Genomic DNA, 12,447 nt, shown 5'->3' with positions numbered 1-12,447 from the left:
CAGCGCCACCTGACGGAGCAAGACATGAACAGCTACGGACTCTTTCTATTGTTTGCCACCCTGACCATTTTGAGTCCGGGGCCTGGCGTGGTCCTGACCCTGTCCAACGCGGTGCGCCACGGCTGGACCGGGGCCGTGCCGGGCATTCTGGGGATCGCGTCGGGTGCGTTTATCGTCGCCGCCATCAGCGCCACCAGTGTCGGCCTGATCCTCAGCACCTCCGCCAACGCCTTTACCGCGTTGAAATATGCAGGGGCCGCCTATTTGTTGTACCTGGGTTACAAAAGCTGGCGCTCGGCGGGTATCAATACGCTGCTTGAAACGCGCCCCTCAAGCCCGGGCTACCGCTTCCTCGAAGCGGCTTCGATCCAGTTCTTGAACCCCAAGGCGGTGTTTTTCTTTCTGGCGGTGTTCCCGCAATTCATCGACACCTCAGCGCACTTCTCCACCCAGTTTTTCAAACTGGTCGCTTCCTATGGCGTACTGGTGATCCTCGTGCATGGCAGCTATGCCTTGCTCGCCAATGCCGCCAAAGGCTGGTTGTCGAGCCCGAAGGGTTCCTGGCTGGCGGCGAAGGTCTCGGGTGTGACCTTCGCCGGTTTCGGCGTGCTGATGGCCTCGGCCAGTCGCTAAGGCGCAGAACCGGCGTTCGCGCGACGCCGGGGCTCGGCGAATGCGGGTTGTGCTGTCGATACCTGAATCGGCAGTTCAACAGCGAACCGGATGCTGAGTTCCTTGCGCCCCGTCGCCGTCAACGTCAGCGCGCGGCTGTCCAGGTCTTGAGTCACCCATTTGCGCGTGATCGCCGTTTGCAACAACGCCGCCCCCAACGAACCACCCAGATGCGGGCGGCGCATGCTCCAGTCCAGGCACGGGCAGGCAAAACGGCGGCGCATCGCGGTTAAATCCTTGACCTCGATACCCAACCCTTCAAACAACACCTCACCGCTGTCGCTCAGCTGATAGACCTGTTCATCGGTTTCCAGCAGCCACCCCGCTTCGATCATCCGGTCATGCAGCAGCACCGCCAGCGTGCCGGCCATGTGGTCGTAGCACGTGCGGGCGAATTGCAGGCGATCCGGGGTGCGCGAATTGAAGGTCGGCGCAGCGTTCTGGCCGATCACCATCAACGCTTCCAGCGCCTGGGCGACGCGCCTGTCCGTCAGGCTGTAATAGCGATGTCGGCCCTGTACGTGCAGCCGCACCAGCGCCAACTCCTTGAGTTTGGCCAGGTGCGCGCTGGCGGTGGAGGCACTGACTTCGGCAATCGCCGCCAACTCGGTGCTGGTGCGGGCGTGGCCGTCCATCAGCGAACAGAGGATTTTCGTCCGGGCCGGTTCCGCGATGGCCGCGGCCACGTGAGAGACGCCGATGTCGTACTGTTCTACGTTCATATTTCGCTCCCGGACGAATCAAGGCCCTTTCGAACTGGAGATAGTAGCAACACTTTTCCAAGCACAAACAAGGCTGCGACCCATGGACCCGATCATCGCTGCGACTCATGCCGATCCTTACCCCTATTACGCGCAACTGCGTGCGCAGGGTGGGTTGGTTTTTCACCAAGGACTGAACGTGTGGGTGGCGAGTAGCGCTCGATCCGTTGCGACCGTGCTGGCGCATCCTGATTGTCATGTCCGACCGTCCCACGAACCGGTGCCCAAGGCGATTGTTGGCGGGATGGCCGGCAAGGTCTTCGGTCAGTTGATGCGGATGAATGAGGGCGAACGGCAGCGCTGCCCGAGGTCGGCGATTCAGCCAGGGTTGGCGTCGATTGATGCCGATGAAGTCAATGCGCTGGTCGGCGCTCGCCTGATCACTGCGGGCGCCGACGGGTTGTACAAGGCGATGTTCCGCGGGCCGGTTTGCGTGGTGGCTGCATTGCTGGGGTTCTCTCCGGCTCAGGGCCGGGCTATCAGCGAGCTGACCGGGGACTTCGTCGCATGCCTGTCGCACCTTGGCGATCAGGCGCAACGGGATGCGGCGCACGTTGCGGCGGAACACTTGAGGGGCTATTTCGTTGAGCTGCTGGATGACCCGAGCAATCAGAGCGCCCTGCTCGCCGGGATCCGCCAGCGCTTCGCGGCAACCTCTGGCGACGCTGAAACGTTGATCGCCAACCTGATCGGACTGTTTTCACAGACCTATGAAGCCACCGCCGGGCTGATCGGCAATGCGCTGTTGGCGTTGATTCGAAACCCGTCGCTGCACAGCGAATCGACACCGGTTGACGACTTGATCGCTGAAGTTCAGCGCTTCGATCCGTCGGTGCAGAACACCCGCCGGTTTGTCGCTGCGCCTTGTGAAATCGAAGGGGTAAGCCTGAACCCCGGCGACGTGATTCTGGTGCTGTTGGCTTCGGCCAATCGTGATCCGCAGCTCAATGACCATCCCGACGTCTTTCTTCTTGATCGTCCAGACCGGCGTAGTTTCACCTTTGGGGCTGGACGGCATCAATGTCCGGGGCAGTTGTTGGCGTTGAGTATTGCCAGCGCTACATTGAAGGAGATTCTGACGATGAAGCCTGCTTTGGATCGCCTGACCTGGGATTACCGGCCTTCGCTGAACGGGCGTATTCCGCTGTTTAGCGATTTGCCGTAAGACCGATCAGCGTCCAGACGTTGCCTTCGTGAATCATGAAGGCATTGTCATCCCGATCCACCCGATAACCGCTGTAGCCATGAGCAATCCCGTTGGCCGTGACCTGCTCCAGCAACTCGAAACCCTGCTGAAAAATCCGCCTCCGCAACGGTCACGCCAGTCGCTGCGCAACAAAATCGATAAAGGCTTTCAACTTCGGCAGTGATTTTCGCGAGCGTGGATACACCATCTGTACCGGCTTGGGTGGCGGCGCATAGGCGTCCAGGATCCGCACGAGTTCGCCTTTGGCCAACGCCGCCGACACCAGGAAATCGGGCTGCATCAAAATCCCCTCTCCGGCCACCGCCGCCTGCAGCAGCACTTGGCCGTCATTGCTTTTCAGCACCGCTCCTTCTGGCCAGGGCACCTCGCTGGCGCCGTTTTGCAAAGGCCAGGCGAACCGGTTGTTCCAGGACGTGTGAGTGAGGATTCGGTGTCGGTGCAGGTCTTCGGGGGATTGGGGTTCCTGCCACTTTTCCAGGTACCGGGGCGATGCGCAGATCACCATTTGATACGGTGGCAATGGCTTGGCCAGCAGATTCACGCCGATCAGTTCGGAGATCCTGAACGCTAGATCGAATGAGGTCTCGTACAGGTCTACCACTTCGTTGCTCAGAATCAGCTCGACCTGGATCTGCGGATAACACTGCATGAACGCCGACACCAGAGGACCGACCAAAGACACGCCGAGGGTCATCGGTGCGGTGATTCGCAACAAGCCACTGGGCTCCGGGTTCGACGCCTCCACCCGGCTGAATGCATACTTCACCTGCTCCAGCGCCCGCTTGGCTTCTTCATAAAACAACCGCCCTTCCCCGGTGATGGATTGCCGTCGGGTGGTGCGTTGAATGAGCTGGGTGTTGAGGGTTTTCTCCAGGCTCTGGATATGCCGTCCAACCATGACTGCCGACATTCCGATGTCACTGGCCGCATCGGCAAAGCTGCCCGCCTCGACCACGGCGACGAAAACTTCCATTTGCCTGAGTTTGCTCATGACCATGCCTTGTGAAGGGAGGAAACGGAACGCTTGATTAAATACATCAGGTTAAAGGAGTAATAACCGGCAATGCGTTTATCACGAGAGCCGTTCTCCCTAGAGTCACATGATTAAAGGTGAACAACGAGGCTCCATCGATGCAAACCCTTCTGGACACGTCACTGAGTTCTTTTGCGCGGGCCGACCTCCTGCAAGGCTCCACGCCCATTCAGCGCGCCGAACGCCTCGAACACCTGCTGGGCTTGAAGCCACAGGGAATCGGCCTGTTTCTCAAACGCGACGATCATATGCTGATTGGCGGCGGCGGTAACAAACTGCGCAAACTCGAGTTCCACATCGGCGCAGCGCTGGCGGCCGGAGTCGACACGGTGATCACTGTGGGCGGCATTCAGTCCAACCATGCGCGCCTGACCGCCGCGGTGTGTGCTCGCCTGGGCCTTGCCTGTGGACTGATCCTGACCCGCGCGGTACCCAAAAACGATGTGGATTACGAACTCAACGGCAATGTTCTGCTCGACCAGTTGTTCGGCGCTCAGCTGCAGGTGCTTGCCGGGGGCAGCAACTCACTCGCCGTCGCCGAAACACGGGCCACGCAACTTCGGGATTCGGGGCGCAACGTGCTGGTGATTCCTACGGGTGGCTCAACGCCGCTGGGCAGTCTCGGGTATGCGCGCTGCGCAGCGGAGATCGCACAGCAAGAGACGGAACTCGGCCTCACCTTCAATCAGGTCGTGGTGCCCAACGGCAGCGCCGGCACCCACGCCGGGCTCGCGGCCGGCTTCCAGCTGCTGGGCCGAGGCACCTCGATCGTCAAGTCCTATTCGGTTTTGTCCGATCGAGACACGTCAGCGGCCAGAACCCGGCAATTGACCCAGGACGCACTGGCGCTGTTGGGCAGTAGCGCCGTCGTTCAAGCTGAAGAGATCGCCATCGACGGCAGTCAGTTGGGCGACGGTTACGGTCTGCCAACGCCAGCCATGCAGGAAGCAGTGCGCCTGATGGCTCGCGCCGAAGGCCTGTTGATCGACCCGGTGTACTCCGGCAAAGCGTTTGCCGGACTGTTGGCGGATCTCAGGCACGGACGTTACCGTTCTGGCGACAACGTGCTGTTCGTGATGACCGGCGGAACACCGGGTTTGTATGCCTATCGGGAGACCTTTCAGTCTTAGCGGTTAATCATCCCGCGTGAGCACTTCCAGCAATTCATAGAGTTACAGACCCGTCCTACATCTATCAAATGTCCTTTGATATAGCGTCCGCATCGTTTTCAAAAGATGAAACAAGGACGCTCATGTCTCGCAAAACAGGCATACCCAGGATTCAAAACCCACCGTCCGGCGACGGGCACCACGTCACCAGCCGCTACATGAACGCCACCGAACTGGCAGAGCGGGAAGCCAGACAAAAAACATATGACGACATGTTGGCCCGACAACAGGTATATGAAGACCGTGTCATAAGGCAACCTCAGCAACATGACCAGCCCAGCTCCATGGGTTGCGTATTCGCCAAAAGCTGCAACCTCCCCGACGGCGTAATCAACCACGACAATCCAACCGGGTTTGTCCCGGTCGAGAAATTGGCCGACTACGGAAAATTCTCGCTTTTAGGTGGCAGTGAAAGGGATGAAGCAGGAAACATACCTCTCAAAAAAATCAGTGGTAGCGCATTACCTCGCTCATTCGGAACACTGATTTTGGGTGGCGTAGGAGCTGCTGGCTCCGGGGCGGCTGCAAGCGGTGCAGGGGTAGTGACGGCTGGTGTTGTTGCTGGCGCTTTGGCGGGAGTCGTTGCGTTGCTCTGGCCATCGACGCTCGGGGACAGTTCCCTGTATTCGGAAGAACAGCTCAAATCACTCAAAGAAGGTCGCACCCGAGTTCGCCTGCATATTGAACAACAGGCCGATGGCACCTTGAAGGCATACGGATACAACACTCAAAAGCGCAGCGACTGGGAAATGATTCCTGTCGTGCAGTTCGTAGCTCAAGGCTCTCAGCAAGTGGCTGACTTTGGTAACGGGGCAACGCTGATATGGACGCCAGCCGTAGATCCGTCGAGCACTTCGGGAATCCCGCCGCTAGAAGGAGCTCCACAAGCTCCGCAAATCTGGATTTATCCGCCTACACCAGCGGCTGACAACATCATTGTTAACCCGATCTACCCGCCTGAGTACAAGGACTTCATCCTTGTTTTCCCGGCTGATTCCGGTATCAATCCTTTCTATATTGTCTTGGCACTGGAGTTCGATGCAGCCAGTTACCATGGTAAAACGGATACACCAGTCAAAAGTAAGGGCCCCTCCAATGGACAAGAAGCATTGGAGAACTCAGTGCAGGTGAAACCTACGTCACCACGCAGAATCGGCGTCGATCCAGACACAAATGAGCTTGTTGTCTTTGACCGTACGGGAGGGGATGTCTACCACGGCCACGTCAGGCCATGGGATAAACTCCACCAAGATATGAAAAATGCTCTGATCAAAGCTAAGAAAGTAGACAACAAGGGCAATATTCTGGGAGTTAAAAAGTGAGCCTTCACTATCAAGATCCATCAATGAGCCATGATGAAGCGACGACGCTTCTTGCAAGCGGCGTGGATACGAACATTACTGCAGCATTGATTTCCATCGGTCTGAATGAAGCTGACAGCACCTGGGCTCAGAACACTTGCCTTAAATACCTCGCAAGTGAGACCGAATCAGTTGCAGCATCCGCCATCACGGCTCTTGGTCATCTCGCTCGCCGTCATGGCGAACTGGATAAGAAAACGGTGCTGGCGACACTCGAAAAGGTGAAAAACAAATTCCCTTCCCTTGAAGGAATTATTGCGGACACGCTTGACGATATTGACGCATTCACCTGATCCGCCGGGGACCTCGAACGCACGAACATTATGACGAGGGGGCTGCCCTCGTCATAAAGCTGGTTTCAACTCACGCATCAATCATCCCGCGTCAGCACTTCCAGCAATTCAATCTCGAAAATCAGGTTCGAGTTCGGCGTGATCTTGCCCATGGTCCGTTCACCGTAGGCCAGATGCGCCGGTACCAGCAACTTGCGCTTGCCGCCGACCTGCATGCCCATAATCCCTTGATCCCAACCCTTGATCACCCGCCCCGTGCCAATCACGCACTGGAAAGGTTTACCCCGGCTGTAGGAAGAATCGAATTCAGTCCCGTCTTCCAGCCAGCCGCGGTATTGGGTAGTAATCAGCGCGCCTTTGACGGCGGCTTTGCCGTCGCCTGGCTCAAGGTCAATGATTTGCAACTCGTCGTTCATGATTCCTACTCGTTCACTGTCGCCCAGTGATTGGGGCGCGGACGGAGGTTTTCGCAGAAACCGGCGCGCAAGGCAATCCATGGAACCGAAAGACCGTCATCCGGCTCACATGAATAGCGACTTCGTATTCAGGAAAGGATGCTCTGATGACCGACTCATCACCGCCGTATAGTTTCACCCCGCCCTACATCCTCAACCGAATTGCGACACGGCTGGTCTGAAGTGGGCGTCGACCTGACGCCGGAGGAACAATGAAAACCTTGCCAACACTGGACGATAACGCGGTGGTCTGCGTCTCCCGCCAGGGCGGCTTAGCGGCAATCCACACCTTGACCCGCCCCCGAGAGATCGAATTCGCCCAATGCAATGCCGACCAACGCACCCGCATTTGTTCGTTGCTCGAGGGTTGCCTGCTGATGACGAGTTCATCCGCCGGTCGTGGCGATCAGCGTTTCTATCAAATCGAAGTGCGCTACCGCAGCGGCGAACAGGACGACCGGATGGTGATGAAGGTGCCTGAAGATCAGGCGCCAGGGGAATTGGTGCATTTGTGGGACAAAGGTGAACTGCTATAAGTTGGGCGCCCCTCGTAATAGGGGCTGATGATCGAGGGCCGTGTGAACTAACATAGGCACACCTCTCCCGATACGGCTGATACGCCACGATGGCGAAACCTGAATGAATGTGGACTGGACCAGCGCCGCCCTCGGCTCAGTGATGCTAGCCCTGATCGTCGCGTTGATCGGTCGCGAGCGCTCGCTGCAAAAGCAGCTGGCGGAGTATCGCGTGCTGATCACCAGCCTGACTGACGGACAAAATATCCATCAGGACGGTGACGCCGAACGCTTCAAGCGCAGCCAGTACTTCGCCCGTATCGGCACGTGGGACTGGGACGTCGACACCGACAAGCTCTACTGGTCGGACGCGATCTACGGCATGTTCGGCTTCAAGATCGACGAAGTAACGCCTTCCTACGCGCTGTTTTGCTCATGTGTTCACCCGGACGACCGGGCCAGGGTCCGGGCCGGGGAATTGCGTTGCCTGGCAACCGGCGACAACCATGACGAGGAATATCGGGTGGTCTGGCCCGACGGCACGATCCGCTGGCTTCGGGAAACCGGCAATGTGGTCAAGAACGACCACGATGCAACGATCAAGATGATGGGCGTGGTACGCGATATCACCGAGGAAAAAGCCTCCGCCAGCTACCTGCAACACCTGGCCCACTTCGACCCGCTGACCGGTCTGCCCAATCGTCTGGTGCTCGAGGAGCGTCTGTCCGAAGCACTGGAACAGGCGCGCATCAGCGCTACAAGGGTTGCGCTGGTGTTTGTCGACCTCAATGGTTTCAAGGCCATCAACGACCATTACGGCCATGCCGCCGGCGACCGGGTACTGATCACCACCGCCACCCGACTGAAGAAAATCCTGCGTTCAACCGATACCGTCGCCCGGATCGGTGGCGACGAGTTTGTAGTCATCCTTCAAGGCCTGCCCCAGGGCAACAGCCTGCAAGACGAAGCTCGCAGCATCTGCCAGAAAATCTTCGTCGAACTGTCACCACCGGTGACCATCGGTAATGATCAACGACACATCGGCACTAGCCTTGGGGTCGCGGTGTTCCCGGACCATGCGCCGAGCATGGACCGGTTGATTCATATTGCGGACCTGGCGATGTATGAGGCGAAGCGCAGTGGGAATAATCAGTATCGGTTGGGTGAACAATCGATGAGCCATAGCCGGGTTGATTGACCCGTTCAGTCCTTGCGCTGGCCGAAAGGAATGCCGTTGAAGGTGTGGGTGCAGCAATGGCAGTAAGGCGTCATGCGCTCGGCTGTCAGCTCAGGATTGACGATCCGCAAACGCCCCTGATCATCGACATACAAGCCGCTGAAGTAGCTCGAATCTCCCAATCGGACCTGCTCCTGCCTTTCGCTTTCATGCAGGGCCACCATCCAGAACACCGGTTCAGGCCGATCGAGGCGAGTAACTGCTTCGCTGAAAACCTCATCCCATTGCCTACCGACGCGGGACAACAGAAACCGGAACAACGGCGTGTAATCGAATCCGTGCCGGCGAGTTCCATGCATCGAACCCCGTGATGCATCGTTGTTGATTTCATTCTTGGTATTGCGCTGATGCCGGTAATGCCCGGTAATTTCGTTACGCCAGACACCCCAAGTGCGGGTATTGACCTTGCGGTAGAGGGGTTTCTTTTCCAACGGGTAGCTCCTGACATCCAGTCAATGAAATCGCCGCCGAGCTTTACCGGAACCGCACGCGATTTCAATCAGCCTTCAATGGCTAAATATTGCTGGCGGTTTAACGCTCCACCGGAGTGATATCAATAATCGTCCCATTGGTAATCATCACCATCATGTACTTGTCATTGATCTGCACCCACTGCGCCTGAGCCTTCGGGGCTTTCAGGCCTTTCTGCTTCCAGTTGGTCAAAGCTTTTTCGCTGCGCTGGTAAACGTCCGGGGCGCGGTCACCGACCACTAACTTCCGGGTGTTGTTGACCCCGGGCTGAACGGTTTTTTGCTGTGGGTCATCCGCTTGAACGATCGGGCTGATACCGGCAATGCCTGCGACAAGGGCGAGGCTGGCGATAAGGGTTTTGTTGTTCATCGGTGAACCTCCAGTAAATTCGTGGTACCCGATCTGGGACCGCAGTGACGCCCAATCATTCGAAAAAACGTCATCTAGGGACTGCCCGATGCCGCCGCTGCCGGGCACATCGCTGAGGCTCAATGCCGAAAATTCGAATCCAGGATCAAGCGAAGCGACCGGTAGCAGCCAAGTCCGCTGATTTCAGCTAACATCCCGCGCCCCATCCCGCACGCTGATAAGGACATCACATGGCAGCTTCCAGCGCCGTTATTCTGGTCATTCTGGCTATTTTCATTCTCTATGCCATTGGCGTCTTCAACGCCTTGGTCGCCCGCCGCAACCAATTCAAGAATGCCTTCGCCCAAGTGGAAGTTCAGCTCAAGCGTCGCTACGATCTGATCCCCAACTTGGTGGAAACCGCCAAGGGCTATCTGGCCCACGAGCGCGGCACCCTTGAAGCCGTCATCGCCGCGCGCAACACCGCACTGGCCGGACTCCAGGCCGCCCGGGCATTACCGGGTGATGCGGGCAGCATCGCGCAACTTAGCCTGGCGGATGGTGCGCTCAATAGCGCCATGGGGCGCCTGAACGTAACGATGGAGGCTTATCCCGATCTCAAGGGCTCGCAGAACATGCAGCAGCTCAGTGAAGAGTTGAGCAGCACCGAAAACAAGGTGGCGTTCGCCCGTCAGGCGTTCAACGATGCGGTGATGGCCTACAACACGCTCAAGCAGAGCTTCCCGGCTGTGCTGCTGGCCGCCACCTTCGGCCATGGCGCCGACGCCAGCCTGCTGGAATTTGCCGACAGCGCGGTGATTCAGGACGCTCCGAAAGTTTCTTTTTGACGCCCCTTATCCACGGACGGCCCCATGAATTTCTTTGAACAACAGCGCCAGGCCAAGCGCCGCACCGTGCTGCTCGTAATATTGATGACCCTGGCCGTGTTCAGCCTGATCGCCATCACCTGCCTGGCATTGACCCTACCAATGGAAGAAGTCCCCTACGTCCTGCGGCAATACCTGACCCTGGACTTGCGGCTCGTCACGGTGGTTTCGGCGGTCGTATTGGGCATTGTGCTGCTGGGCAGTGTGGCGAAATATTCCGAGCTCGCCACAGGCGGTAAAGTGGTCGCCCGGCGCCTCGGGGGCCGCTTGATCAATCACAGTGCAAGCACCCTGGAAGAACAGCGCCTGCTCAACGTGGTTGAAGAAATGGCGCTCGCCTCGGGCACCGTTGTGCCGTCGGTGTACCTGCTGCCGGAGCCCGGCATCAACGCCTTCGTCGCCGGTTTCACGCCTCAGGATGCCGTCATCGGCGTCACGCAGGGGGCGATCTCGCTGCTCTCGCGTGATGAGTTGCAAGGCGTGATCGCCCACGAATTCAGCCACATCTACAACGGCGATATGCGCCTCAATACCCGACTGATCGCCATCGTCCACGGGATTCTGGTGCTGGGCCTGACGGGCGGTTACATTTTGCGCAAGCTGGAAGACGTCGACAAAGTGGCGCCCCGTCGCTTGATAATGGTGCCTTTCGTCGTGGGCATGGTGCTGTGTGTGGTCGGGTTTGCCGGAAGCTTTTTTGGCAATCTGATCAAGGCATCCGTAAGCCGACAACGAGAATTCCTGGCCGATGCGACTGCGGTGCAGTTCACCCGAAACCCGCAAAGCATTAGCGGCGCGTTGAAAAAGATCGGCGGGTATGAACAGGGGTCGAACATCAAGGCGACCCGTGCCGCCGAATTCAGTCACTTGTACTTTGGCGCCGGCGTGTCGACGGCGATAGGTGGCATGTTGGCCACCCACCCTGAACTGAGTGAGCGCATCCGGCGCATTGATGCGCATTGGGACGGCAGCTTCCCGACAATCGAAGCACCGGCGCTGGCTGCGATGGACGTCGCAACGGTGTTGCCGCTGTCTGACGCCTTCAGTGATTTGCCCGCTGCCGCCACAGCGGTGCTCTACGACGTCCGCGCAGTGCAGGAATCGATCGCGATGATCGGCTCCCCACAGCCCGAGCACATCACCGAGGCTCGCCGGTTGCTGGAAGATATTCCGCAGGCGCTCAAACTCGCGGCTCGCAGTACCGACGGCGCCGAGGCGTTGCTCTATGGCCTGGTGTTATCGCCTTCCACGCCAGTGCTGGCGATGCAGCTCGAGACGCTGCAGCCACAGGTCGACAGCACGGTGTTCAATACCTTGGACCTGTTGCGCGAATCGCTCTCGACCCTAAACCCAGGATTGCGTTTGCCGCTGCTGGATCTGGCGATACCGAGCCTCAAGCAGCTCGGCAAAAAAACCTTCGCGGCGGTGAAACGTAACTTGAACCTGCTGATTGAAGCCGACCACGACATCGATTTGCTGGAGTGGACCCTTCTGCGTATCGTCGAGCGCAATGTTGATGGCGCGCCCGCCGTTCAATTCAAGTTCGGTTTGTTCCAGTGCGCCGATGAACTCACCGTACTGCTGGGTACCCTGGCCAACGCGGGCCAGCCAGACCCTAAAAACGCTTTAGCAGCCCTTGAATACGCCTGGGAAGGCCTGCCGTTCGAACGCGGGCACGAACTGCCGAGCGAACTGGAAAACCTCGAAGCGGCACTCAAGCGACTGCGTCACCTGATGCCTGAGGAAAAGCCCGCCCTGCTCAACGCCTTGGTTCGCTGCGTGGAGCATGACGGCAAGGTCACCGTGGCGGAAGCGCAATTGATGCGGGCGATCGCAGACCTGCTGGACTGCCCCATGCCGCCTGTGCTGTTTGCGCAACACGAAATCGCACCAACGACTACAGCTTGAGCCTCACGCCTGCGCACTCGTATTGATCCGTTTCACACATCAATGCATGCCAACAATGCAATTAACATATCGATCCCCCTGCTCCACTATCCGCCCCAATAAGAACCGTGCGCCGCGTCCAGGCGGTGCA

The 12,447-nt window shown here is 58.3% G+C and carries 14 protein-coding genes and 1 pseudogene; 9 read left to right on the top strand and 6 right to left on the bottom strand.

Features of this window, described 5'->3' with window-relative positions; all coding sequences use genetic code 11:
- The first annotated feature begins 24 nt into the window (after nucleotides 1–24).
- Entirely contained in the window at nucleotides 25–633 is a 609-nt protein-coding gene (locus KW848_RS19985; protein ID WP_111452203.1) for a LysE family translocator, read from the top strand.
- Here KW848_RS19985 and KW848_RS19980 read toward each other — a convergent pair.
- A complete protein-coding gene (locus tag KW848_RS19980) occupies nucleotides 630–1,394 on the bottom strand; it encodes a helix-turn-helix transcriptional regulator (RefSeq protein WP_218537836.1) in 765 nt (254 codons plus the stop codon). The two genes, KW848_RS19985 and KW848_RS19980, sit on opposite strands and share 4 nt — an antisense overlap.
- 82 nt (nucleotides 1,395–1,476) lie before the next feature.
- Between KW848_RS19980 and KW848_RS19975 the strand changes: the two genes are divergently transcribed.
- Nucleotides 1,477–2,598 carry a cytochrome P450 gene (locus KW848_RS19975; RefSeq protein WP_218537835.1) on the top strand — a complete coding sequence of 374 codons (1,122 nt, stop codon included), beginning with the start codon at nucleotides 1,477–1,479 and terminating at the stop codon, nucleotides 2,596–2,598.
- Nucleotides 2,599–2,602: 4 nt separating this feature from the next.
- Here the strand turns inward: KW848_RS19975 and KW848_RS19970 are convergent.
- Both KW848_RS19970 and KW848_RS19965 read right to left on the bottom strand, forming a co-directional pair.
- Nucleotides 2,603–2,713 (bottom strand): annotated as a pseudogene (locus tag KW848_RS19970) (MEKHLA domain-containing protein); the annotation flags it as partial.
- Nucleotides 2,714–2,749: 36 nt separating this feature from the next.
- Nucleotides 2,750–3,631 (bottom strand): LysR substrate-binding domain-containing protein, encoded by an 882-nt coding sequence (locus tag KW848_RS19965; protein WP_218537834.1) that lies wholly within the window; start codon nucleotides 3,629–3,631, stop codon nucleotides 2,750–2,752.
- 140 nt (nucleotides 3,632–3,771) lie between these two features.
- Between KW848_RS19965 and KW848_RS19960 the strand changes: the two genes are divergently transcribed.
- The 3 genes from KW848_RS19960 to KW848_RS19950 all read left to right on the top strand — a co-directional run bounded on the left by KW848_RS19960 (nucleotide 3,772) and on the right by KW848_RS19950 (nucleotide 6,496).
- Nucleotides 3,772–4,803, top strand: coding sequence for a D-cysteine desulfhydrase family protein (locus KW848_RS19960; protein ID WP_218537833.1), 1,032 nt, complete (start codon nucleotides 3,772–3,774; stop codon nucleotides 4,801–4,803).
- A gap of 122 nt (nucleotides 4,804–4,925) precedes the next feature.
- Nucleotides 4,926–6,164 carry an S-type pyocin domain-containing protein gene (locus KW848_RS19955; protein WP_218537832.1) on the top strand — a complete coding sequence of 413 codons (1,239 nt, stop codon included), beginning with the start codon at nucleotides 4,926–4,928 and terminating at the stop codon, nucleotides 6,162–6,164.
- Nucleotides 6,165–6,187: 23 nt separating this feature from the next.
- Nucleotides 6,188–6,496 (top strand): hypothetical protein, encoded by a 309-nt coding sequence (locus KW848_RS19950; protein ID WP_223526475.1) that lies wholly within the window; start codon nucleotides 6,188–6,190, stop codon nucleotides 6,494–6,496.
- A 77-nt stretch (nucleotides 6,497–6,573) separates the two neighbouring features.
- Here the strand turns inward: KW848_RS19950 and KW848_RS19945 are convergent, their stop codons facing one another.
- Nucleotides 6,574–6,912: an FKBP-type peptidyl-prolyl cis-trans isomerase gene (locus tag KW848_RS19945; protein WP_074875989.1), complete on the bottom strand. Its 339-nt coding sequence runs from the start codon at nucleotides 6,910–6,912 to the stop codon at nucleotides 6,574–6,576.
- 251 nt (nucleotides 6,913–7,163) lie between these two features.
- Here KW848_RS19945 and KW848_RS19940 point away from each other — a divergent pair, with 251 nt between their 5' ends.
- Complete coding sequence (locus KW848_RS19940; protein WP_218537830.1) at nucleotides 7,164–7,487, top strand: protealysin inhibitor emfourin; 324 nt, start codon at nucleotides 7,164–7,166, stop codon at nucleotides 7,485–7,487.
- A 103-nt stretch (nucleotides 7,488–7,590) separates the two neighbouring features.
- On the top strand, nucleotides 7,591–8,664 hold the full coding sequence (locus tag KW848_RS19935) for a sensor domain-containing diguanylate cyclase (protein ID WP_218537829.1): 1,074 nt from the start codon (nucleotides 7,591–7,593) through the stop codon (nucleotides 8,662–8,664).
- Between the two features lie 5 nt (nucleotides 8,665–8,669).
- Here KW848_RS19935 and KW848_RS19930 read toward each other — a convergent pair whose 3' ends face one another.
- Entirely contained in the window at nucleotides 8,670–9,134 is a 465-nt protein-coding gene (locus KW848_RS19930; protein WP_218537828.1) for a hypothetical protein, read from the bottom strand.
- Between the two features lie 100 nt (nucleotides 9,135–9,234).
- Entirely contained in the window at nucleotides 9,235–9,543 is a 309-nt protein-coding gene (locus KW848_RS19925) for an RcnB family protein (protein WP_218537827.1), read from the bottom strand.
- A 230-nt stretch (nucleotides 9,544–9,773) separates the two neighbouring features.
- Between KW848_RS19925 and KW848_RS19920 the strand changes: the two genes are divergently transcribed.
- Both KW848_RS19920 and KW848_RS19915 read left to right on the top strand, forming a co-directional pair.
- Entirely contained in the window at nucleotides 9,774–10,370 is a 597-nt protein-coding gene (locus tag KW848_RS19920; RefSeq protein ID WP_218537826.1) for a LemA family protein, read from the top strand.
- A gap of 24 nt (nucleotides 10,371–10,394) precedes the next feature.
- Entirely contained in the window at nucleotides 10,395–12,317 is a 1,923-nt protein-coding gene (locus KW848_RS19915; protein WP_218537825.1) for a M48 family metallopeptidase, read from the top strand.
- The last annotated feature ends 130 nt before the right edge of the window (nucleotides 12,318–12,447 follow it).

The sequence above is a fragment of the Pseudomonas sp. PDM25 genome, assembly GCF_019219045.1.
Taxonomy (GTDB): Bacteria; Pseudomonadota; Gammaproteobacteria; order Pseudomonadales; family Pseudomonadaceae; genus Aquipseudomonas.
The sequence above is the reverse complement of the archived record's forward strand: the minus strand, read 5'-3'. Positions and strand labels throughout refer to the sequence as shown.